The following is a 25,177-nucleotide window of genomic DNA, read 5'->3' on the forward strand; positions in this document are numbered from 1 at the left end:
TTCAACCCGCTTAACGCTATTGGTGACGAGCGTATGTTTTCTTTTTTACTAATGACTTAATCAACAATTGTATCGACTGACCAAACATTATAATGTTGGTTAAATATAAGTAAAAATTAGCGTCGAAATTAAAGCTACGTTTCTGTCTATCGCACCATCTAATGGTAGCGTTAATTTCAGGTCGCACTCTGGTACCCGAGGTGTCTTTTGAGAATAAAAGGCTTTTTAACTGATGTAGCAATCGGTATTGTTGCCGTCCTTGCGATTCTGGCGCTGTCGCTGACAACGCCTTTAGGTATCTTTAATGCAAAGCTTACTGATGCTTTTTTGTATATCTCTCCTGCTCCCGACTTTGTGCCGACAACTTTTACGCTAAAAAACACCGGCGGCGCAGATCTAACCGACAGCGAAATTAATTCCCTCGTGCGGCAATTAAACAACGCCGGTGCGTCCCATATCCTGATACTGGATAATTACTCTCGCTCGACGACAAGGGCTTATAACTGGCCCGATAATGTTCATGTGACCTCATCACGGGGGCAGGACTTTTTAAAGGCATACCCGGACTCACTTCAATTATTTGAGCTCAACTCCGATAACGGCAACTATCGCTCTTTTAGTCTTGCGAGTACGGATAATTCGATACTGGCACTACTCAATCGAAATAAAAACTTCACTGAAGTCTCCGATACTGACGACCAGCGGTTCTTTAATTTCGCGATACGCCCAAGCCTACTCCCAAATATCACTGCGCAACAGGCATTGAATGGCGACATTATCAAAAGTCTGGTCGCTGATAAAATCGTGTTTATTCAAGTCAGTCCTAGCAATCGCTATGAACGATTCTACGTTGCAGAATCGCTTGAGAAAAACTATCTAACCTATGTCGAAATGCAGGCGTTAGCAGTAGAGACCATCGTTCAGCAACTGGACTTAGAGCCATTGCCAGCGGTGGTTGTCGTACTCCTCTTGCTGAGCGCTTACTTCGCTGCGTTCTTTTTATTACAGGTATTTAATACCAACGGCATTCTACTCTTTGAAGGTACGCAGCTTACTATTGCTTTACTGCTCTCCTATCTACTGTTTGTCAGCTTTCAACTGGTATTCCCCTTTGGGGAGCTGTTTCTGACGCAACTTATTGCTTTGCTTCAGTTTCTGATCAGTGAACGCCGTCGTGAAAACCAAATCATGTCGTCCAGGACCGCAAAACTTCAGACAAGATTAAATCAAAGAATGCTCCCTGGCTCATTCCTTCAGGCTGAGGACCCATGGAAGAACTTACATGTTTTTATCGATCAACACCTCAACATGCAACGTTCTATTTTGCTGGATCGAGTAGCACAAGATCATCGTTTAGTCGCAATTCACTCACTCAATTGCACCATCAATGATATTGAGGAGCGTCGGCGCGACTTCCAGCGCGCACCCTATAACGATGCCCTGCAAACCCAACGCCCCCTTCGGATAGAAGGCAAAAACTACTTTAAGAATACCAGCAAAAGCGAAATCGAATACGTTGTCCCCTTGGTATTCGCAGGCGATGTATTGGGCTTCTGGGCATTAACTGTCGAGCCTGATGAACAGTGGAACGCTAATATCTTTGAACAGAACCTGATTAGCTTTTCACGCGAGTTAGCAGAACTTCTTTATCACCGCAGTAAATTTGTCGAGCGGACGACACAAGAGAATCGCTGGCTACGGCAGGTCATCAACCTCAACTACGCAGTAAAGGAACACCGTGAGCTTGATTCCGCCATCGAATTACTGGAGCGCCGATTAGGTCTGCTGCAGAATGTTTTTAACCGTAATACTTCAGCCTTAGCTCTGTACAATTTGTTTGGCCAGGTACTGACATCCAATCAAAAGATGGACAAAATTGCCAATGCTCTTGATTTGAAGATTTTTACCATGAGTGCCCACGATTTGCTGGTCGAATTGACGGGAGAGCAATCTGCCAATATAAAACGGCTCATGCTGCAGATCACGCTGCACCAACGAACGGTCGAATGGCCAATCTCGAGCCCGAAACTGGAATCAGATTATATTCTTCGCGTGTTGCCAATTGAACGTGAAAATAATCGCAATGACGATATGTCACCCTTCCTGCTTGCTGGTATTTTATTTGAGTTTATAGACATTCACTCAGTACAACAGGTTGTTGAACGCAAGCGCGAGCTCTATCAGTATTACTTCAACAAGTTGCCCGCTGATTTCACAAGTATCAGGCAGGTGACTGAAGAGTTAGCTGAAGTGACCGATAAGCAGCATCAGCACTACCTCAAACAGCTGAGGTCAACGTTGGATAAGGCATCAAAACTCCGTGTTACCGTTGAACGCATGCTGGAATTGCAGCAACACAGTAGCGAAATCATTCCTGCAAATCCGGCGCGTCTGATCACCAACCGGGTTCGTAAATTAGTAAAAACTCCAGAGAGCAAAGCGACCGAATTCGACTACGAATGGCCCGAAATCATACCTCTGGTCATGGTTTCACTTGACCCGTTCCGACAGCTTCTCGACGCCATTCTTAATCTACTGGTAAAGGATGCCGATACCGATGCCGGCCTCATTAAGGTAGCGATGAGCGAGGATGTATATAAAGACAGCGGCCGACGTACACAAATCCTGTTCACCAATAACGGTTACGGTGTTCCGCAAGAGCGTCTGGATAGCCTCCACGAACTGACCAACTTTGAGTTATTCAATGAGGGTAGCGAACTGTTCACGGTCATTTATCTCGGCAGACAAATAGAAGACTGGGGCGCGCAGCTTGAACTTTCTACACAGTTAGGCAAAGGGTTTCAGGTTAAGCTCCTGCTGCCAACCTTTGACGCTGACCTGAACGATCGTGAAAGGCCTCCGCAATGATGGATTGGTTGCCGTTGGAACTGTTCCCCACGGGAGGATTAGCAAGTTCTGTCGTCACCACCGTATGGATTGGTGTCATTGTTGTGGTATTCCTGAACCTGCGGTTTGGTACCACCTTATCAGGTCTGGTCGTGCCCGGTTATATCGTTCCCTTATTACTGGTCAGACCCGGCTCAGCCGTTGTCATTATTATCGAAAGTATCGTCACTTATCTGTTAGCGCGCGCTCTGGCTGATCGGTTGTTGGTGCGCTTTGGCCTTGGCGAGTTATTTGGCCGTGACCGATTTTTTATTCTTATCTTGGTAAGTGTCTTGGTACGGGTGGTATTCGACGCTTATTTACTCGTCGCCCTGGACGAGTATTTATTACAACGCGGCGTAGAATATGAATTCCGCAGTAGCCTGCATAGCTTTGGCCTGATCATCATCGCGCTAAGTGCCAACCAATTTTGGAACAGTGGGATCAAACGTGGGTTGTCGACGTTATTGGTTCATCTGGCAATAACCTATGCCATCATCAGCTACATACTCATACCGCTTACCAATTTTAATATCAGTACCTTAGGTTACATGTACGAGGACGTCGCCAGTAACATCCTCGCGAGCCCGAAAGCTTATATCATCCTGATCACTGCAGCATTTTTATCGTCAAGACTGAACCTCAGATACGGGTGGGATTTTAACGGTATTCTCATTCCCAGCTTGCTGGCTTTACAGTGGTATAACCCGATCAAGATCCTGACCACCTTTGTTGAAGCTTTCGTCATTCTGTTTTTTGCTATCTGGCTTCTCAAACTGCCCTTGATACGCAATCGAAACATTGAAGGCGCGCGCCAGCTGTTAATGTTTTTTAATATCGGCTTCGCTTACAAGTTAATTCTCGGTTACATCATTATCACCTGGTTTCCGGAGCAAAAAATAACCGATCTTTACGGTTTTGGTTATTTGTTAGCGACTTTGCTGGCGATAAAGATGTATCAAAAAAATATTGCCATAAAATTGACCCGAACGACGGTGCAAACATCACTGGTGGCAAGCGTGGTGGCAAGTCTTATCGGCTTTTCGCTGACACTGTATAATCCAGTAACCGACGTCCCCACGGTAACGTCGACACAGTCGAACATGATCACGGTGACACAGCGATCCTTGTCGGCCGTCGTCGAAGAATCCAGGCGCGCAAATTTTGCTTCGGAATCGATGAAGCGCGGTGTCACCATCTCACCCCTAGCACTCAATCAGTTTCGCCAAACTCTTTTAGCGATCGATGCGTTCGGCCCATCCCCGTCCCCAGCACAATTAAATCAAATTGCCGGGTTGGCCAATGACTATGGGTATGAGGCAATCTGGACGGAATCACGCTATCTGGTATTGCGCGATACGCAGCCTGAGCGTGGTTGGGGATTCTTTGTTGTCGACCTGACGCAAAGCACTGAGCTGGCATTGCAATTTCCTACCGTAATGGATGAAAGCCTGACGGCCCTGGTGATGGTGCCATTGTTTGAACGGCTCAACGCAAGATACCTGGCTGTGGCTTCAGCCAGGGCAAAACGGGCGCAAGACGGGAGTGACCAGTTACTGCTTAACTCGCAGACGCTCTTTCAGGTTTTTCACCAGACTTTAGCGCTTAACAACACCATACAAGTTCGCGAGTATTCGCAAAGTCTCGCCCGCCAGTTGCTGGGACAACGCGCCTCGACAGGTGTTCTTGATATCGGCGCCAGTGAAACCAAAATGTGGGTGAAGGATCGCCCGCCCGCCGATCTATCATTGGCAACGCTCGAACAGTTAACTTCAGGTTATCAGGTCATCTGGGATACGCCGGATTTTCAAAACCGTCAACGCGAGGTCTCGCGTTACGGATTCGCCGAACTATTCCTGACCCAATCGGCGGTGCTTTCGATCCTAACAAATGCAGCCGTGAGTGATGACATCCAGACGGTCGCCAACGAGCAACAAATTGCCGGTTACTTGCTTTCTTTCCTGCAAGAGAACAAACGGTTGCTTGCGGCAAAGAACTCCCAGGATTACGTGGTTCCGCAGCTGTCTGAACTGCTTTATTTTGATCAGACGGTACTCAAGCCTCTGTTTATGGTTATCGACCAATACGATGCAGGAGAATGGATGATCCGAGCCAGACCGCTGATTAATCAAATTGCGGAGTCAGCTGCACAGTTGGGTTACCAAATTATTCTGTATAAACATATATCAAGCGGATCTGAGTATTTTATACTGCGGGAACAAGTAGATATAGAGACGAACCAACTGCGGCATTGGGGAACCTTCGTTTTCAAATTAGGCGCAACAACCCCTTACGTGATTGAAGCACCGTCGCCGCTATTTGAAACAGGTAGTTTTGAGTTTGCTGGCACATTATTTCAGCAAATGGAGTCCAGCGCGTTGCTGGTAAGTGGCGCACACCCAATGGCAAATACCGATGGCTCGGCTCGAGTCGTTGCCAGAAATAATCCAATGTCTTTATTCAACCTAATCCATCAGGCAGCCCTGAGACATCATGCGGATGAGGGTGTCACCGCCGTGCAAGTCAGGGGTTACAGTGCTGATGATGAAGATGATGCGAATCACGTCAGACTAAGTTTTTATGAGTTAAACAAGCCCTTCGCAGCACAACATCCTGGCTTTGTTGAACTGCGTCATTATTTGCAGTCGTTGCTGGCGGGCGCCGGCATTGCAGCTGCTGATGATCTGATCGAAACTGCTCCGCCAAGTTATACCGCGCAAGCTCGCTTTACCAAATTTATACCGTCAGCGCATTATGCAGAAATATGGCTGCCTCGCGGCATCCGCGAGAGTTTCAGGACCCTTGCCTCAGACTCTGTGTTGTATCAGCAAATGTTGGCGCTGGGGATACCGATGCGTGACTACGATGTGAAGCTGGCATTAAATCAGCAATCGCTGGCATCGATGTCGCGATCAAAGTTACACATCGTCAAACGTTTGCTTAATCAGTTTGAACAATCACAAAATATTCAACTGCTGGCGACTCTGCAACAACGCTTCCCGGAGCTTAAGCTCGAGCTTTGGCAAGACAATGAGTCGTTACAAAGCTACTTTGTATTACGTAATGCTGAAAATGAGATTATTGCAGTGAAGAATCTGACGCCCTTATCAGACTCAACCCTTGAGCTGGCTGCCGATAGCATGCAAATCCAACCCATGGTTAATGAATTCGTGCGTACTCGTCTTCAATGGTTACACCGGGAGGCCTCAGAATGAGAGTAATCGGGCGACTCCTGCTGCTATTCACGCTGCTAACAGTTTTAATTGTCATCGGCTATGCGGTTAGTAATTTAACGACCTTTGCCGTACGCGACGTACAACCTTGGGAAGAACGCTATGCGCGATCGATTGTTTACATTCTCCGCCCCGGGGAAACCTTAAACTTCGACGTGCCGAATGAGGCCACCCAGGTACGTATCTTACATACTCCCGTCGGCGTTCCAGCCGCTGATGAAGAGGCTGAGCTGAGATTTCAGGCCCGGCCAGACACTGAACTGAATCAAACTTACACCGTCACTATGCATGGTGACGACGAACCAATCGGCGCGAATGAACTACCGCCCCGCTTCTTTGACTCACCTCAGGATGACCGCGCAGGTCTTACCCAGCTGCATGTGGTTAGTTTCACAGATCGCCAGCAACTGACCGAGTTCGCATTGACTTTAACTGCTGCCTCGCGACCGTTAGCTATTCGCGTTGCGGTACTCGAACGCTACGATGAGAAATCGGTAACACGCACTTGGCAACGGCTTAACGACGAGCAAAGAGCAGCCTATTTTGAAGACCATATTTACCCGGTCGAACTGATTCCGGAACGCGAGCGCACCGCGGCACTAATGCAACGCTGGCAACCGATTGGACCTTCATCAGCCAGCAACGGCGACATCATCTCGCGTACCCTATTCGTGAACGAAAACGTGGAAATCTATAGCGAAGAGCCCGGCGTCGTCGACGAACTGGCAGTGATCGGTCCGCAACGCTGGCTAACCATTGATACCCGTATACAGCGTACTATTTCGGAATTCAGCTGCGCCAGCCTTACACCTGTAGAAGCTGTGAATCTGCAGCTAAGCAGAGTCAGTCAAAACGAAGCTCTGGTCGTCACTCCGTTACAGTTGGATTCAGCAACCGAGCGGCTGGCTATGCCAGCCGAACCGAACCTTTACCGGTTTGCTGCCGACCAGCGCTGTGAATTGAGTTTCTTTGATGCGCGCGGCGATGTCGTAGTGCCAGAGTATCACTATTTGCGCAGCGCCGTAGTACGGGAAAATAACGTGCTAACATTCGCCTTAGTCAGTGAATCAAAACAGTTGCAACCGCTGCGGCTCGACGCCCGGTGGCTGACCAGAGATGCCACAAATTTGGCCAATGATGCCGGACTGCAATGGACGGTTGTCAATGAAGCGGGCGAACAGTTGCTGTCCGGTCAGTTAAGACCTGAATTTGGTGTGAACCCCTATCAAGTGGCGGTTGACTCAAGTCTGGCGGCAAAGGTTCATCACAAATCGTCACAATACATTGTGGCACCTGCCACTGCGGCAGCGCTCAAAGTGCGTCTGATGACCTCAGAGCCCGCTGATGCAGCGGATGTGCTGGTCAATGTCTACACGCGTCCGGCAGATATGCCTTATCGCGTTGATCCCTCGGATGAGAATGAACCCGATCAACAACAGATTCCAAAGTGGTTTTTAACCCGGCCGCTGAGCACCTCAGAAGCAACGGTTCCAGTGACACGATTGTTATCCTGGCAGGTGCCGCTGGCGGAGGTAGCGACTCTTGATGACGGCCTTGAAGGCGAGCACTGGTATAGTCTGAGCAATCTGGAAGATGCCCCTTATTTTGAGCTGTTTATGGCTGCGGATAAAAGTGAACTAAGAACGGATGTGACAGAGCGGCCAGCAAACCTGCTCTATTACCCCATCAACACCGTTGATGCGGACTATACATTAACTGCTCCTGATCACGCTCAGGAAGTGCGGCCACAGCTGGTTTATCAAAAAGCGAATGCGGCACCACTTGCTATAGAAATTGCGATAGACGGTAAATTACTGCAACGCGACTGGCTTAATGCGCAAACAGGTAAATTATTTCTACCAGCGCTGCCGCAAGGCAACTACCAGTTATCAATATCGCCCCCGGATTCAGTGCGTTGGTTCAGCAACTACCAGTCCATGTCGGGTCAGCACCCCTTCCGTGTCCGTAATGCATATAAACTGAAGAATCAGCTGTCATTTGAGCTGCAAAAACGCACTGCCGAAGAGTGGGTAACATTTAATTATTTTCCGGCTATTGCCGAACCACACCAAGTGACTCTAACATTAGTGAAGGAAGAACAAGTGGGAGTGTTCACCGACTATACTGTAAGCACGCGGATGTTTCCGATAGACAAAGCAACAGCTGCGCCGCAAGTACTGTTGTTAAATCAGAATCAGCCTGCGCTTTGGCAACCAACACGACTACCCTTTCTTTTGGGTCGCGATTTGAACGACAGCAGCTACCGAATCATCGTTAGCAGTTCAGTCCCGAATTCCGGATATATTCAAGCTGGATATCTGGCTGAAGCCCCTAATTATCAAGTTGAAATTTATACGGAGGACGGCAATGCGTTATTTTAAATTTTACGGTGCTATCGGTTTGTTACTTCAAGCGTTACCGGTCCAGAGTCAAACTCTCGAAGTGCCATGGTTTGATAACGTGCCGCGCAGTGATTACTACCAAAGGGTTTCTTCACCGAACCAGGCGGCCTTAGAAGCATCATTTTTGTCATTATTCCGTGACCAACGGGAAGATGGCCTGACGGAGTTTTACCAGTTACAGCGTGAGCAATGGCAAAGTCTTGAAGTTATTTTGGCCTCCAGCAAAACAAAATTGGGGTGGGGTGCATTCGGTTATCGGCCAAGTAGCGAAAATGCACTGTTCCTGCAAACACCGCATCGCTATTTTGACCTGCACACGGCGGCTATCGCCGAAACCGCCTGGCAGCACGACCTTGCCCAGGTGTATATGTCCAACTCCATCCATCGTTATGCCGGACAGGAGCAGAAGCCCAAGACTAACAGCGATATTTCCAACGCCCGTCGCAGCCCTTTGCTGGCAGCATCAGAAGCATGGATGGCAGAGCAGCCGGACGGTGTGATTGTGCAGTTGCATGGCTATGCCAAGAGTAAGCGAGTGACGGAAGCCGGCCGCAATGCTGATATTATCCTCAGCCACGGCACCAGCGAACAATTCATGCATGAGACGCGCCTGCACGACATCCAGTCCTGCCTGGCAGCACAGTTAAATGTAACTGTTTTACGTTACCCGGAAGAAGTTGGTGAGCTTGGCGGCACACAAAATAACGTCGCGCAGGCACTGGCCCGCTGGGGTAAATCAGAGCACTTTGTTCACGTTGAAATGAGTCGCGAGGTACGCGACAGCCTGGTTAGCGATAAAGACAAAACCCTCCGCGCGATGCAGTGCATCCTAGGAGCCGCCAGCGAATGATTCGTGGTGTAGTCCTCGGCATTGCACTGCTAATTTTGCAGTCCGCAGCAGCACAGCCTTTCAGTCGTACGCTCTGGTATGAGGTCGATGTGACGCGGCACGATGCGTCGCACGTCAAACTCGAAGTCGCACCAAGCGAATGGTGGCGACTTCGGGTTTATCATAATGCTGGCGACACTGCGTCACAAATGCCGCAGGTTTGGTCATCGGAGGGTAATGGTGTCTTTATCAGTCATGACCCGCTGGATGCGCACTCCGAAGAGGACTTTACCGATTACTTTTATCATCTGCAGACATCTGCCGAACGCATAGTGCTGCTGGAAACTACTGACGCTGAGCAGTTAGCGATGCAGTTTTATCGTTCCGAAACAGAGGCCATGCCAGAACACACCCGGGATGCCCGGATCAAGTTGAGCGACGCGCACGACACTAGTGCTTTAAAACGCGAACCGGGATTCGAGTCTCACGAGTTTCAGTTCATCCACGCCGACACCAACTACGCTATGGAGTTTGCCGAGCCGGGACTTTACCACCTTGAAGTAAAGCTGCCCTGGGATGCTTCGTATCAGTTGCGGGAAGTGCTGACAATGGCAGCTGAGTCAGCTGGATTCGCCAGCCCAAAAGAGTTTCAGCTGGAGGCGCAACTCGATACCACAACCCGCTACAACGATAGTTTGAGTCCGGGCACTCAATTGCTGTCCCGCTCGATTTTACTACCTTTTTATGTCGCCGCAGCTGAGCAACAGATCACCATAGATCTTGATCGCAACGCCTATCTGCGTTGGCTTGAAACTGATCCCAAACATCAGTTTTTGTTCCAACGCAATGCCCCGCGGCCCGTGGATCAGGCAGAGCAAAAACAATCGGCGCTGGAACCATACCCCTTGGTGACAACCTCGTTTTTCCGCAGCCTGCCCCCAAATCAGACGCTGCAAACCGATGCTTTTGTGCCGCTGACCGGCAATATGCGCGAGGACCGGGAGACGTTCCTGCCCATTCCCCGGGAAGCAACCCGCGAGGTTGATTATTTTTATCAGCTGCCAGCGACCCGGTCGGCAACTTTTGAATTGCCGAAGCAGACGCAACAGGCACCGGTGCGGGTGACGCTGAAATGGCCGAATCAACGAACCTCACTTACCATTCGTTCGAATGATGGTGAGCAACAACGGATCCGCTATTTACCGGAGTTTCGGCTTAACCAGCGCTGGCAACTGGATAGTTCTTCACAATTAGCTGTAGCCACCAATCCTGAGCAACCCAGCCACAGAGTGACTGAGTTGGTGCTACCTTTTCAGAAGCCTTACAGCTCGATCACTGTGCAAAACACTGGTGAACACGAAGCATGGCTACGACTGGATTACCAGGTCGAGCGCCGCGAACCTCCCACTGAAACGACCTGGCTGGACCTGTCCGCCGCTGAACACGCCCTGCTGCTAGAGGCGCTCCTGTCCGGTGAGGCTGAACCGCTTGCGGAAAATGCCCTGAAACATGAAATTCTGGAGCAATGGCGACCTCGCCTGGTCGCGCGCGCAAACCAATTCGCCCAGCGTTACGCCAGTGAGTACCTGACCCAGCAAAAAGGTTTGGGTATGGCCGAATTCGCTGCTATCAAAGCATCACTGACAGCGACTTTCCCGGCGCAGTTGAACACAATTGAAGATGTTTACACCCACATCATGGAACTTGGCTACAATTTTACCGCGCGCCAGCTGTTGGTTGATTTTGCCGTCAGTCCTGAATCAGCGTTGCAACATGAAGCCGAAGCTGTGTTGTTACACTATTTTATCGAGCAGGAGCGTTGGTTTGATGTCGAGGGCTACTGGGCCTGGCGCATGTTGCAACGCAATGATGAGCAGGCGCTGGTGGAAATAGCCCGAAGCTGGGCATACCAGAATCGCAGCCATGAAGCGGCACAGCTGTTCTGGCTGCTGAATCAAAGTGGTGCGTTTACCGGTGTTGACGCCGAAGCACTGCGCGCCGCCTGGCAGTCCGATCAGTTCGCCTTGTTTCAGGAGTGGTTCCTGCAATTACCGGGGCCGACCCAGGTTGCCTGGCCTCGGGTTATCTACGAGAACTCGGCATTAGCAGGCGCTTACAGCTGGGTCAAACGCCCCGCAGAACTCGAAGGAATGACACGCCAAGCGCTGATTTATAATCAGGATCTGGACCAGTATTTATCGACTTTTTATTTACAGGATTCAGCACCGGTAAGCACCCGGATCAGCAATTCACCACGACTTAAGTTGACCCTGTATCCGGTATTGAAAGACCTGCCCACTGGCACTGAGCCGGTCCGGGAAGTCACGGTAACCATTAATCAAAAAACCTATCCGCTAGCCATTCGTCTGGATCGCAGCAGTGACAGCCTGGGCTGGTCACAACGTGACGGCGGTTATGTCGGCCTACCGCAGAGCTACACACTTGAGCTTGATGCCGGACAACCAAATTCTATAACTGTGCAGACTAAAGGTTTTGACGCCGGAATTGTTATCGAAACCGCCGAACCTTTTTTGCATAGCGAACTTAATGACGGTGCCAGCGCACTTAGCCAGCATAGTCATCCTCCAGCAGCAGCCACACCAGCTTTAACCCATCGACTTGCTGAGTTGTTACTTGAGCACCAAGAGGCTCCGATTGATGCCAACGAACTCAAGCACATTAAGGCTGAGACCCTGGGTACGGTGTTAACGGATGAACAACATTACTTGCTAGATCGACTCACCTCAGACTTCGGCTGGCAACGACTGGATACCGTCAGTGCCAGTGATGGTATCGCTTTTCTCGAAACAGCGCGCTGGCAACCCAGCTCACCCTGGCTACAGCTGCGGCGCGCACTTATGCTGACGGACGTTAAACCCGGAGAGCGCCGCTTAGCCGATGACGAGAGAGCAGAAATTGCGGTTGAGCTGCGTGATGCCATGAAGCTTGAGTTACAGATCCGTAAAATCGAAGAGATTACCGCACCTGCCATGCCGGTAAGTGTCCGCATCGACACGCCAAATGGACAGCGAATACTGGCTCTCACCGGTCAGCAACAGTCGTTAAGCCTTGAGCTAGCTGCGGGCCGCCACCTGATCGGGATCGAACTCACAGAGCCTTCCCCTGCGTTGGTTCTGTATCGACTGGTGGATCAAAATGGCACTGCAGTGACCCCGGCGGCTCAGGTAAAAACCTTTCGTGCCAGCCAGCAGCAGGATATCGAACTGTTTATTCCGGCCAATAGCCTGATCCGTATCGACCACTACGAAGGCCGCGATGATAATGCCAGTCAGAGCTACCAGTGGTTTGCCGAAGACACCTTCTACCAAGTTGCCCACCGCGGTGACAGCGTCTACAGCTATTATCGCTTCTTCATTTGGCAACAACAGCCATTATCCAGCGGGACTGAAGCTGTCACCACTGAGCAAGTTGCGATCTCGCGTGGTGAGGAAAAGCCACCGACAATTTGGCCCCTTGACGCTAAGCGTGGTGTCTATGCGGATGACCGTTATGCGCTCAATGAACAGGACGACGGCACCTGGGGATTTGATGTAGGCTACCGCGTCCGTAACAACTTTGATGAAGACATTCGGGCCGAACAAGAAAAGTTCATCGATGCGCGATGGAACTACCTGCGCAAACTTGAAGACCTCGATGCTTACTGGAATAGTTCAGTGCAATGGCGGGCGCACAATGGTACCGGGCTGCATACTCTGATCAGTGACAATCAGGCCTACTGGCTACCTAACAAATATTTTGATGCGGAAGCCAACCTGAACCTTTACTATCAGGCAAGTGCGCGCGATACCGGCGTGGAAGGAGCCTGGTCCGCCTACGCGTCACTATCAGGACGCTGGAAGCACTTCTGGAACAACCGTGCCCGCAACGATGTTGAACTGCAGGTCTTTGGGCGTGAGTTGTCGGAACAGCAACTCACTGCCTCCGCAATTGATGACGACATTCTGACCCAGTACAAATTGGATCATCGCTACGGAGTGACGCTGCGTGATAGCTTCTTCTACCAGCCCTGGCGGGATTCACGTGTGCATGTTGAAGCAGAGCTTACGTTAAATGAATTTGGCCAGAATCAGTTGCTTGATCACTGGTCAGTAGAAAGTGGCTGGCGTCAGTATTGGAAACCCTGGCGTTTCGGTTTTGATTTACGTTACACACGTTATCTGGAAGATGAAAACCGTGTGCGCGGTCTGTCTTCGACTCAGGTTGGGCTAAATCTGGATTATGAATTATGGCAATCAAACGGCAACTTATGGCAGTTCAGTTTCGATGTGCGCCATGACATTGTTCGTAACTCCACAGGCGCATTTTTTGGTATCAGCTGGAATCATACCGACGGCCAGGGCTACAACGATTTCGCTCCGCAGAACCGCATCTTTTCATCGTTACGCCAACGCCATTCGCTGGAGATGATTGACACCAACGATATTACCCTCAACGACCACAGGGAACCTGCCGATGAGAACTAATTCAGCATCGACACACTCGTTGTTGCGTTCAGGGCTGGATAACCTTTGGCAGAAAATTTATGCCAAATCCCTGCGCGAATGCGAACGCGGCCTGCGAAAGTGGTCCGCTGCGGCGCAGCAGGGAGATCAGGTCAAGAAGGTAAATACTGAAGCCCTGCAGCTGTTCCTTTATCTTAAGAACGAGCTGCGCGAACGCTTCAAGCAGATTGAGCGATTACGTACGCGGCAGGCCGAGTTTAATTACAATTACTTACACGCTGCTTCGGACACGGAACGCACTGAACACATGGTATCAGCGGCCAAATTTTTGGGCTATCCATCCCGCATCATAAGAAAAATCGCAAGAAACAAGCTGGAGTGGATTGATGACGCGGCACTCAGTGAGTTCTTCGAGAAAAAGGCCTCTGAGCAAGAGAAATTTATTGTATTCCTGCTTGGCCGCATTTGTGAACTTTCGCGAGTCATGCTCGAGCAACTTGAAGATGACAAAGAGTTAAGCCGCCATTGGCAGATTATGGCACTGCCGGATACGCTGACCGAAAGCTTGAGTTATCAGCCTCAGGCTAATATTCGTATTACTGCGTGCCGGGGCTTGCGGCGCGTCCTGCAAAATATGCCGGAGGCGATTCGGGATGCGGTTCCGGACACGACCATCCGTTACGTTTATCGGGTCTGTCTGGACGATGATATGCACATCTGGATGCGGGCCGAGATGATGATGCTGATCGCGGTCACCCAGCCGCAGCAATATCTGACTATCTTCAAGCACGTATTTACCGTTGAGCCTGATGCCGACATTTTTCTGAAAGGTCGCATGGTGGAGTCGCTGCTGCGCTTCCTGCCAGCTAAGGTACCAGCATTGCGGCATGCGTTAACTGCATTGCGAAGTGAGTCGTCAGAGTATGTACGCCAACGCTTTGCGGAGTCCACCAAGCACGTAGAAAGCGGTTTTGCCTTACGTTTAGGTCTTCGCTTGTTGCAAGGGGATCCATCCAGCAAAGTGAAAGCAGAGTTCCTGCTAACTTTGCTGCATCACGACTGGTCACAAGAGCAGCTCAATACCATTTTTGATAACCTCATCGTGCTATTGAAAAGTGACGCCGATGTGTTTTTACTGCGCACCGTATTGCACCTTCTGCCGCAGCTAATGCATAAGTACACGCCACAATTGACCATCAATGAGTTGAGCCTGGAACAGATCGATACTCAGCTGACCTGGCTGAATCACCACCATCCGGAAACGCGCGTAAGGCGCTGGGCGGCGGAATGCCGTGAGGCCATTTTCTTCTATACCAGCGCGCCATTATTCAACACAGAGCAGCGACAGGATTTAATGCGGCTGCCGATGGAAGAGCGCCTGAAACTCAAGGTAACTGCAAGCGAACGAACCGAAGCCTGGTACCGACAGCTAGGCTTCATGGCAGCGAAACGCTTTGGTTTTAATGTACGCTTCCGTGGCAGTAAGGCTGATGTCTGGTCCGGCTTTCGATTCCGACCGCGTTTGTGGCGCATCATTCATGAATGGCGCAAACCGGCGACCGACAAGCGACAAAACCACAACCACATTAAAGGTCGGGTCTATTACGGACTGGAGCAATTTAACAGCCGTATCGTTGCGGAGCAGAGCATCACCAAGGTTCCGGGCGAGCCAATTTATATTAACGAAGAAGGCGGCGAGCGTAATTATCTGCCTCTTGTCGATCAGCTGATCTCCTGCCTTGATCAGGGTTGGCCAACCGAACCCATGCGCATCTACAGCAGCGAAGGGGTGACCGAGGTTACGCCACCGAGCTCACTGCTGGCACGCTTTAAAGCGCGTTGGAGCATCCAAATGCAATTTGCCAGACTTTCGCGCCTGCGCAACTGGCAGGAAGGCGATAGCTTTGATGCCAATGCTTACCTGAAAAAAGTTTCAAAACTGGGTTTTAAGCTGTCTATTCGTGGCTATGCAGATCCAAAGGGCGGCAAGTACCCAATCGAACCGAGAGTGAACCGTTTCTTTCCTTCGGTGGCACTGCCTTTCACGCTGCCATCGATGAACGACGCTTATAATTATTTTTATTCGGTTTACCAAAATACCATCACCCAGCTGCTGGCCTTTACGTCGGTGTTTTTCGTTGGTTTTCTGGCAAATCACATCCGTCAACTTGTTGATTTACGCCGTCACCGGAAGCGCTTACCGCTGGTTATCGGCGGTTGGGGCACACGCGGAAAATCGGGAACTGAACGACTGAAAGCCGCAGTCTTTAATGACCTTGGTTTAAGTGTGCTATCAAAAACCACTGGCTGCGAAGCTATGTTCCTTTACGGCAATTCCAATCGCCCTATGAAAGAGCTATTCCTGTTCCGGCCATACGACAAAGCGACCATCTGGGAACAGGTGTTCTTAACCAAATTTGCAGCCAAGCTCGGTACCGATGTTTTCCTTTGGGAATGTATGGGGTTAACGCCGCGCTATATCGAAATTTTGCAAAGTCAGTGGATGCGTGACGATATTTCGACCATAACTAACTGCTACCCTGACCATGAAGATATTCAGGGACCAGCAGGCATTGAGATTCCAATTGTGATGCAGAATTTTATCGCCAAAAATGGTCATATTTACACCACCGAAGAGTCGATGCTTCCTGTGCTACAAGACGAAGCGCACCGCAAACAAGCAAACTTGACGGCAATTGGCTGGCTGCAGTCAGGCCTTATCACCAATGACGTGCTGGAGCGCTTTCCCTATGCCGAGCACCCCAATAACATCGCGCTGGTGCGGACCATGGCAGAGCGCCTTGGCGTGCGTAACGACGTTGCGGTAAAAGCCATGGCGGATAATGTAATTGCCGACTTAGGTGTACTGAAGCTTTATCCACAGGTACCCGTACAAGGTCGCCATATTGAGTTCGTCAACGGTATGTCCGCGAACGAACGTCTCGGCGCATTAGGAAACTGGGAGCGGACCGGCTTTGCGGACCATAATTTAGACACCAGTCCTGAAGTATGGACCGGAATTGTGGTAAATAATCGGGCCGACCGCGTCGCCCGCTCGCAGGTGTTTGCCGAGATGCTGGTGACAGACATTCAGGCCGACCGCTATTACTTTATTGGGGATAACCTCGACGGTCTGCAAACTTATATTCAGGAAGCCTGGCAGAATTTTATTGCGCAGTTTAAGGAAGGCGAACATCAGGACTTGGAACAAAAACTTAGCGCGCTCTGCCAGCGTTTTCGTATCGCTACAGCGTTAAAGCCCATTAAGGATCGCGTTGCTGCGGCGTTAAAGGGTCTTAACGTTGCGGAAGAAGTGGTCGATAACTTCGTTTCCACTGACCATAATTGGCAGAACCAAGCGCAGCTCCAGGCAGCATTTGAAGGTTTGACTGAAGCGACTGATAGCCCGGCAGCGCTGATTAATGAAATAGCACAGATGGCGACGCGCATGTACGCTGAATACTGTCATTGGCGAAATCTGGAGGCAGCTGGCAAATTAATCTCAAACGAAGCGTTGGGTGAAGTGCTAAGCTGGATTTTTGCTTGCTTCAAACAGCGCTGGGTGGTGGTGGAGAACTATTACTCGACCGGTAATGAAACCGTACAAACTCTGATTAATACCACCGCTCCAGGCCTGCGCGCACGGATTATTGGCGTGCAAAATATCAAAGGTACCGGCTTAGATTTTATTTATCGCTGGCAAGCCTGGGACAAGGTTCACAGCTACGGCGTCATCCTGCGTAACTCACGTAATGGCAACGATGTGCAGATTGCCGCGCGCGCGCTGGCAACCTGGCAAGAGTACGGCGTGCTCGATAAAGAGTATGTCACGCAAACCATCGCCATTGCCCGCGAGCGTCAGATCTGTCAGCAGGAAAGCATTCAAGCTGACCTTACCATTATTGAACAGCAACTGAAGCGCCAGCTCGCTGAAATGGAAAAAGCGCTGGAGCAGGGCTCTATCGACTCAGGTTGGCGCTACAAAGTATTGAGTGCCATCGAAGCTTTTCTTGACTCCGGCAATGCGATAAAGCGGCGGAAGAAGTCCAACGCGGTATATAAAGCCATGCTGGATAATGTCATCAGTACGGACCGCGCGACAGCGGAGCTCGCGGAGTTGAATAAAGCGCAAAAAGGCGACTGGCTGATTCGATTACTTAAGCGCCGATTCGCGGGTAAGAAGGTTTCGTAAGTTCGTAGCAACCGAAAATCTTACCGGAAGCGTTAGTTGATATCGCTGACTACGCGATTGCCGCCCTGCTGTTTGGCCTGATAAAGCAACTTGTCGGCGCGCTGAATCAGGGTGCTTGCCTGCTCACCTTCACGAATCTTAGTATAGCCAAAACTAACTGCTAGTAATGGATGACTGCGGAGCCCGTATTGATGTTCAATCGCTAAACTTTCAATGCTTGCCAGCAAATCTTGCAGGCGTTGCTCGACCTGTTCGGGGCTCTCGGCTTTTATGATCATCGCCAGCTCTTCGCCACCGTACCTATAGGCTCTGCTGCCTTCCACAGTTTCGAACAATTCGCTCAGCGCAATTAGCGCCTGGTCACCAGCTTCATGGCCGTAGTTATCGTTAAATGGTTTAAAGTCGTCAATATCTGCCATAACAAAATAATAGTTGTCGCCTTGCTGGCGTAAGCTATCCTCCAGGTCAATCTGGAAAGCGCGGCGATTGCGTAAGCCGGTCAAACCATCAAGGTGGGCGAGTTTCTCCAGTTTTTGATTGGCCGAGCGTAAATCTTTAGTGCGCGCATCGATACGGTTTTCCAGTTCTTCATTGGCTTCAACAAAGCGCCGTGCCATAACCCGAAACGCATTCATGACCTGCCTGACCTCCCCGTAGCTGCGCACTTTTGCAACGTTATTCTGTTCAATCGCACGGTAGTTCTTTTCATTTACCAGGGCTGCGATATGCGCAAGCTCGCGCAATGGCCGTGAGATGTCGCGCGTCACAAAAAACGCTACTGCGATCAACAGGACAATGATCAGAATGCTGCCGAGAAGCGCCAGCAACACCGGAATCTCCATAGCCTCACTGGTAATTAAATGCTTGGGATAAACCGAGAAATACCACCAGTTGGGTGTCTCAAGATGCTGCACAAGGACAAGATAGTTCTCATTAACATCGTCCCAAACTTCCTGTTGGATTGGCTTTTCGGCTTGCTGGAGACGCGCGGCTAACTGTTGGTAAAGGGGATCATGATAATTCTCCGGGGTCAGTGTATCCGGTTCACCGTCCTCGCCCTGACTTTTCACCCCGTTCGCAAGCGTTGAGCTGGCGACCAGATGGGCCTTTGCATTCAAAACGTAGCTTTCAACACCGGGTTCAGCAACCTGGCTCAGATCCTCAGTCATTTTGCGCAGACTTACGTCGAAGCTTGAATTAATAAGATGCCGGCCGTCGAGATCCACCGGCTGTTGATAAGTGATGGTCCAGAACCCCGCCGAGTGATCAAAGTACAAGCCGGTCCAATTGGGCTCTCGTTCTGGATTCTCTGAGTGCAGGGTCGAGCGCACCGTCGAGAAGTCAGTAATCACCAGATCTTTATCGGCCAACGCGCCCCATGCAGAATCAGGTGAATATAAAGTGATGACGTTTTCCGGCATCGAGAAGTGCGTGTTGGTGACTTCGTTCTGCCAGGCCGGAGCCAGTTCATTGAGCACCAGCAGGCTCAGGGTGATGCGTACTTTCATTTCGTCGTTCAGAGGAGAGGGGCGGGGCCCGACAAAAGCACTAAGGTGCTGAAAAATATGGTTAGCTTTGGTTTGCTTGTTGAAAAATGCCTCTTTCAAACGGAAGACGCCAGGTGAAGTTTCAATAAACCAGTTGTCGAAATGCTCGACAAAGGCTGGATCGTCACCAAAGGCTTTATACCGCTCGAGGAAAGCTTCACTCAGCACGTTCCCGCGGTACTCAATACTTGAAAGCACCTCGTCATTGTACGCTAACGTCTGGGCAACATCGGCCTGCAACTTGGCCACGACATCCCGCTTGGCTGCCGGGTACGTCTGCCAAAATGTCGCCACTACGGTAATGAGCAGCAAGATGAACGCGACCATAATCACATGCCACAACAAGCGAGTGGTCAGCTTGTTGCGGGGCTCTTGCCGGCGCTCATTACTGGTATCAGTCATACTTCTCTCTTAACGTGATTTCTACCTTAGGTTAACCCTTTAAATATAAGAGGTCACTACTTAACCCAAGAAAAGTTACCACCACTGCAGAAGGGGCAGCCCCCTCTCTTTTTTTCTGCCTACCGCAGAAGGGGCAGCCCCTTCTTTGTGTTTTATATTGTTTTGTGTATATTTAAATATACGCTTATCAATATAATGGCTTATGAGACTCAATCATTCGGAAGACATTGGTGCTGCGGTGCGGGCTGCGCGCAAGGCTTTGGGCTGGTCGCAGACAGAGCTGGCCGAGAAGGCGCAGACCACCCAGGCGGTTATCTCGAACTTCGAGAGTTCGGGAGACGGTCGAATCGATACCTTGCTGCGAATTACCCAGGCACTGGATCTGCAGCTATTGCTGCTGCAAAGGAAAGAAAGCTCGCTGTGGGAGGATTAAGCAGGGGCAGCCCCTTCTGATATTGCGTGTTAAAAAGAAGGGGGGCTGCCCCTTGTGATAATGCGCGTTAAAAAGTAGGGGGGCTGCCCCTTCTGTTTTAGCGCAGGAGGTTGGTGAGGGTGACGCCGATGAAGGTGGCGACGGCGTAGCCGAGGACGCCGACCAGCATGCCGGGCGTGACCAGGTGTCGCCAACCTTTGCTGGCAGCCAGGGCGGCAGCGGCAGCAGGTCCGAGAATGCAGGCGCTCGAGGCGATCATCATCTCAGCCAGGGTGAAACGGAACCGCGCTCCTAACCAGGCCAACAATACAATGTGCACCAGCACCAGAATCACCAGGAACAGCAAAATAGGTATAGCCGCTCCGGCGATGCTGCCAAGGTCAGCTCCTAAGCCTATGGTCGCGAAAAAGACGTACATGAAAATCGTCCCTAACGGGTAGTCGTATTGAATACTCTCTTTCATGCGCGCAGGTGCAAGATTAGCGATCAACAACGACAGCACCGTTATCGAAATAATAAAAGTACCTTCGATTGGCAGCCAGGAGGCTATCAACACTCCCCCGGCGCATACTGCGGCTGATAACAATAGCGCAAACACCACGCCGCCTTCAGCTGGGGCAGAGGTCACTTCTTGGGATAAAGGGGCAGCCCCTTCTGTAGGGGCTGCCCCTGCTAATGCAGCCCCGGTTTCCGGGAACCTGTTAGCGACGAAGCGGATGGCAGGCAGAGCCATCAACAGCGTAAGAAAGAAGATGGCACCCATGGCATCTGCAGTGAGCGCTGCGGTGTACAGCGACGAGTCAGCGAAGCCAACGGCCTCGGCGGTGGCAACGAAATTGGCGCTGCCGCCGATGTAACTGGCGGTCAACACACCAACCAGCGATGGCTCAAAACTGCCCATATCGACCAGGCTCACACCAACCAGGGCACCAATCACGGTAAACAGAGTCGCTAAAACAAAGGCCAGTACCATACGCCGGCTTTCGCGAAACACGACACGTAAGTCAGCACTAAACAACAATAACGGAATCGCCAAAGGCACCAACACGCCCTGCACAACGCTATAAATAGGTGCAGAAGGAGGTAATACGCCGAGATTTCCAACTATAAAGCTCAGCAACAGAATAATTAAAGGCGCTGACAATGCAGCGCCCCACTTGGTCTTCTCACTTATATATCCGACCCAGACTAACAACAGAAGACAGGCCAACAACCCAAAGGTGTTATCGGCGCTAATCATGACGACACCTCGAACATATCTGTCAGGGCACCAGGCTCCAGCGACGCCCCCAGGCCAATACCAGAACCCAGCGAAATCTCACCGCCTCTACCATAAGTTAAGCCGCCAATCACCGGATCAGCACTGAAGTGCAGCGCCGAGTCCAGATCGATAAAGTGAATATTCGGCCGCGCCATTGCCAGATGTGCTGCTGCGGTCAGGCCAAGCCGGCTCTCGCCAAAGCAGCCAATCATGCAACGCACCCCGGCAGCCTCCGCCACCGAATTAATTTTCAAAGCAGTATTCAAGCCACCCGACTTCACCAACTTAATATTCAAATAATCCACCGCGTCGGCACGTAGCAAGCGCATCGCATCCGTATGGGTAAACACACTTTCGTCCGCACACAAAGGCAACACGCCCCGCGCACGCAAACGCGCAAAGCTATCCACATCCCACACCGGGAACGGCTGCTCTAAATACTCCACGCCAAGCTCCGCCAACGCCGGCAGCAAACGCAGCGCCTGGGGATAATCCCAACCCTGATTGCAGTCAATGCGTAAACTAATATCAGGCCCAACGGCAGCACGCACCGCAGACAGATGCTCCAGATCCAAAGTGCCAGGTCGCCCGGTTTTCAATTTAATGGTGTCAAAGTCCGACTCAACCAAATGCAAGGCCATGGCCACCGTCTCATCCACCGTCTCCTGGTTGCCAATGGTGTGGTCCGTACGCAGTGCGCGTGCGCCGCCGCCTAAATAAGAGTACAAAGGCATACCCGCGGCCTGGGCCGCCAGGTCATACAGCGCCATATCAAAAGCACACAATATGCTCGACCGCGAACAATAACGCCGCAGCAACGCCAGACACGACTCCAGCGCCACCGGCGACTGGCCAAGCAATAAAGGCGCCATCTCTGTACCTAACGCGTAGGCACTCGCTTGCGAATCATAGGTAATGGCCGCCATCGGACTGGTTTCCCCCCAGCCCACCAAGCCACAGGACGTCTCGATACAAACGACCACATTACGTGCAGCAGAAATCTCTCCAATGGGTGTTTTAATCGCCTGATGCATCTCAACATCGAGCTTAGAAACCTTAACAGCGCTTATTTTCATTTTTATACCTGCTCAAAAATTGTTTTAACGACTATAAATCCGTCTTAATTAAAAATAAAGCTGTACAAGAAGAAAATCGTTGATTATTGTTTAATCAACAAACGAAGAAGGCGCCTCTAAGTGCCTCTACCCCACAAAAATAACAAAAGGTGAGAGAAGGCTTGCTATGAACAGTAAAATCAACTACTTAACCCGCAGCATTCGAGTTCTTGTCTATGGTATGTCGGTCGTTTCCATAAGTGCGATGGCGCAACAGCAAGGCGAAACAAACGAACAAGAAGAAAGTGCACAGAACAATGTCGAAGTCATCGAAGTAACTTCGTCGCGTCGTGTGCAATCGATTCAGGATGTTCCTGCATCGGTCTATGCCGCTGATCCGGACGACTTTCTTGAGCGCGGCATGACCTCACTTGCAGATGTCGTTGAAACCGCTCCGGGATTCAGCTTCCAGAGCTTTACCGGACAACAGGGCCGCGGCTCCATTGCTGCACGTGGTGTAGCTCAACAAAACGATACTGCCGTCACCGCTATCTATGTTGATGACGTGCCATTGACCAGTAACTCCGGCTTTGCTGCCGGTGGCCGACTGTACTTTGACGGCTTGCTTGGCGACGTGCAGCGCGTCGAGCTCATTAAAGGTCCGCAAGGCACCCTGTTTGGCGCTACCGCCATGGCTGGAGCCGTGCGCTACATTAGTAACGAGCCTGAGTTGTTCGAAGGACGCGGCAAGTTCACCGCCGACGTTTCTCAAACCAAAGACGGCGACATGAACCAGCTTTACCGCGGTTTCTATAGCTTCCCTATTGTGGAAGGTAAAGTTGGCCTGACGCTGGCTGCGTTCACGTCGGACCATGGCGGTTACGTTGACCAGGTCGATCCAGCTGACGGTTCGGTCATTAGAGAAAATGCCAACGATTCAGACTCAGAAGGTTTCTCAGGAGACCTTTACATTAACGCCACCGACCGCCTGGATATCCGCATTAAAGCTATGCAGCAGGAATCCTCTTTCAACATGAGCTCGGCAGTGCGTATCGCTTCACTCGACAAAGACGAAGCCTACGGCGAGTTGACCTCAGACGGTTCTTTTGGCTACGACGAACTGAAACATACGTTAGTTTCTGCCAGCGCCACCTATGAATTCGACAGCTTCCTGCTGGACTTCACCAGCAGCGACGCGAAATATGAGAGTGTCAACGCTCTCGACGTAGCCTATTTGTATGGCCCTATCATCGAAATGATTGGTGGCTTTGAGCCAGGCAGCGTCAGCGAAGCACCGCTCACGCGCGACGTGGAATCCGATAAAACCGTTCATGAGCTCAAGCTCACCTCGACCACCGAAGGTAAGTGGGAATGGATTGCGGGCTTATTCTACACCGAAGAATCAACCAACAACGCGCAACGCCTAACGGGTCAACCACAAGACTTTTTAGCACTCGACGCACGTTTTCCAAGTGAATACGAAGAACTCGCAGCTTTCGGTAACGCGACGTACTACTTCACTGACGACTTTGACATCACCGCAGGCATGCGCGTGTCAAATACTGAGCAATCCCTGCTTTGGGCAACTGAAGGTCCATTAGCCGGCGGCACAACTCTGGACGAAATGCCAACCGCTGACGAAACGGTAGAAACCTACCTGTTCGCCGCACGCTACCGTCCATCAAAAGAAACTTCATTGTACGCACGTGTTGCCAGTGGCTATCGTCCAGCGTCATCAAACCTGTCAGTGGCGGATCCGTTTACCGGCGAAACACTCTCACAACCTATCGTCGAGCAAGACGACTTGTGGAGTTATGAAATTGGTATCAAAGGTAGTGCGCTTGAAGGTCGTTTAGACTACGAGTCATCGCTTTATACTATTGACTGGGACAACTTCCAGGCCACCGCAACTTTCTACGGCGTTACCACTGGCGCAAATGCCAGAGGCGGCATCACGGTAAACGGTTGGGAGGGCAGCTTCGACTATCAGGCAACGCGTAACTTCGGCTTCCGTGCCAGTGCAGCCTACGCTGACAGTACCCTGAACGAAGACGAACCTGGCTTATTTGGCGCCGAAGGTGCACAAGTTGTACGAGTACCTAAATTGACCTACAACCTAGCTGCCTTCTACGACTATCAGTTAAACAGCAGCACCACGGGCTGGGTCACACTGAGTGCGCGCTACAAAGACGAGATGAACACGGCTTACGATGACGGCAATACTGAAAACACCGCCGTAAACCTGCAGAGTGATGACTACACAACCCTTAACTTTACTACGGGTCTGGAGTGGCAAAACTGGCAGGCGTCGCTTTATATCAATAACTTACTTGATGAACGGGCTTATACCTACTTTAACGCGTCCATGGTACCTGGTACCGATATGGTCGACGTAACCGGTATCCCGCTCGAGCCACGTAAAGTGGGTGTGTCGATCAGCTACGCATTCTAAGCGCGCCACAGGTAGGAAGCCA

Annotated in this window: 11 protein-coding genes; 8 read left to right on the forward strand and 3 right to left on the reverse strand. The window is 50.8% G+C overall.

What is annotated here, in order from left to right; translation table 11 throughout:
- Nucleotides 1-207: 207 nt before the first annotated feature.
- The 6 genes from ACQ5ES_RS09310 to ACQ5ES_RS09335 are packed head-to-tail and all read left to right on the forward strand — an operon-like array spanning nt 208 to nt 18,005.
- Entirely contained in the window at nt 208-2,868 is a 2,661-nt protein-coding gene (locus ACQ5ES_RS09310) for a hypothetical protein (protein WP_445016134.1), read from the forward strand.
- Complete coding sequence (locus ACQ5ES_RS09315) at nt 2,865-6,101, forward strand: poly-gamma-glutamate biosynthesis protein PgsC/CapC (RefSeq protein WP_445016136.1); 3,237 nt, start codon at nt 2,865-2,867, stop codon at nt 6,099-6,101. Before ACQ5ES_RS09310 ends, ACQ5ES_RS09315 begins: the two co-directional genes overlap by 4 nt.
- A complete protein-coding gene (locus tag ACQ5ES_RS09320) occupies nt 6,098-8,500 on the forward strand; it encodes a hypothetical protein (protein WP_445016138.1) in 2,403 nt (800 codons plus the stop codon). Before ACQ5ES_RS09315 ends, ACQ5ES_RS09320 begins: the two co-directional genes overlap by 4 nt.
- Entirely contained in the window at nt 8,487-9,371 is an 885-nt protein-coding gene (locus ACQ5ES_RS09325) for a hypothetical protein (RefSeq protein WP_445016140.1), read from the forward strand. The genes ACQ5ES_RS09320 and ACQ5ES_RS09325 overlap by 14 nt, the downstream gene beginning before the upstream one ends.
- Entirely contained in the window at nt 9,368-13,834 is a 4,467-nt protein-coding gene (locus ACQ5ES_RS09330; protein ID WP_445016142.1) for a hypothetical protein, read from the forward strand. Before ACQ5ES_RS09325 ends, ACQ5ES_RS09330 begins: the two co-directional genes overlap by 4 nt.
- Nucleotides 13,824-18,005: a hypothetical protein gene (locus tag ACQ5ES_RS09335; protein ID WP_445016144.1), complete on the forward strand. Its 4,182-nt coding sequence runs from the start codon at nt 13,824-13,826 to the stop codon at nt 18,003-18,005. The genes ACQ5ES_RS09330 and ACQ5ES_RS09335 overlap by 11 nt, the downstream gene beginning before the upstream one ends.
- A gap of 32 nt (nt 18,006-18,037) precedes the next feature.
- Here the strand turns inward: ACQ5ES_RS09335 and ACQ5ES_RS09340 are convergent, their stop codons facing one another.
- On the reverse strand, nt 18,038-19,954 hold the full coding sequence (locus ACQ5ES_RS09340; RefSeq protein ID WP_445016146.1) for a GGDEF domain-containing protein: 1,917 nt from the start codon (nt 19,952-19,954) through the stop codon (nt 18,038-18,040).
- 202 nt (nt 19,955-20,156) lie between these two features.
- Between ACQ5ES_RS09340 and ACQ5ES_RS09345 the strand changes: the two genes are divergently transcribed.
- Nucleotides 20,157-20,387 carry a helix-turn-helix domain-containing protein gene (locus ACQ5ES_RS09345; RefSeq protein WP_445016148.1) on the forward strand — a complete coding sequence of 77 codons (231 nt, stop codon included), beginning with the start codon at nt 20,157-20,159 and terminating at the stop codon, nt 20,385-20,387.
- Nucleotides 20,388-20,484: 97 nt separating this feature from the next.
- On the opposite strand, the gene ACQ5ES_RS09350 is transcribed toward ACQ5ES_RS09345, so the two are convergent.
- Together ACQ5ES_RS09350 and ACQ5ES_RS09355 are read right to left on the reverse strand one after the other, a co-directional pair.
- Nucleotides 20,485-21,627, reverse strand: a complete 1,143-nt coding sequence (locus ACQ5ES_RS09350) for a DUF819 family protein (protein WP_445016150.1) — start codon at nt 21,625-21,627, stop codon at nt 20,485-20,487.
- A complete protein-coding gene (locus ACQ5ES_RS09355) occupies nt 21,624-22,724 on the reverse strand; it encodes a mandelate racemase/muconate lactonizing enzyme family protein (RefSeq protein WP_445016152.1) in 1,101 nt (366 codons plus the stop codon). Before ACQ5ES_RS09355 ends, ACQ5ES_RS09350 begins: the two co-directional genes overlap by 4 nt.
- 166 nt (nt 22,725-22,890) lie before the next feature.
- On the opposite strand from ACQ5ES_RS09355, the gene ACQ5ES_RS09360 reads away from it, so the two are divergent.
- Entirely contained in the window at nt 22,891-25,155 is a 2,265-nt protein-coding gene (locus ACQ5ES_RS09360; protein WP_445016154.1) for a TonB-dependent receptor, read from the forward strand.
- The last annotated feature ends 22 nt before the right edge of the window (nt 25,156-25,177 follow it).

The sequence above is a fragment of the Pseudidiomarina xizangensis genome (genome assembly GCF_052541995.1).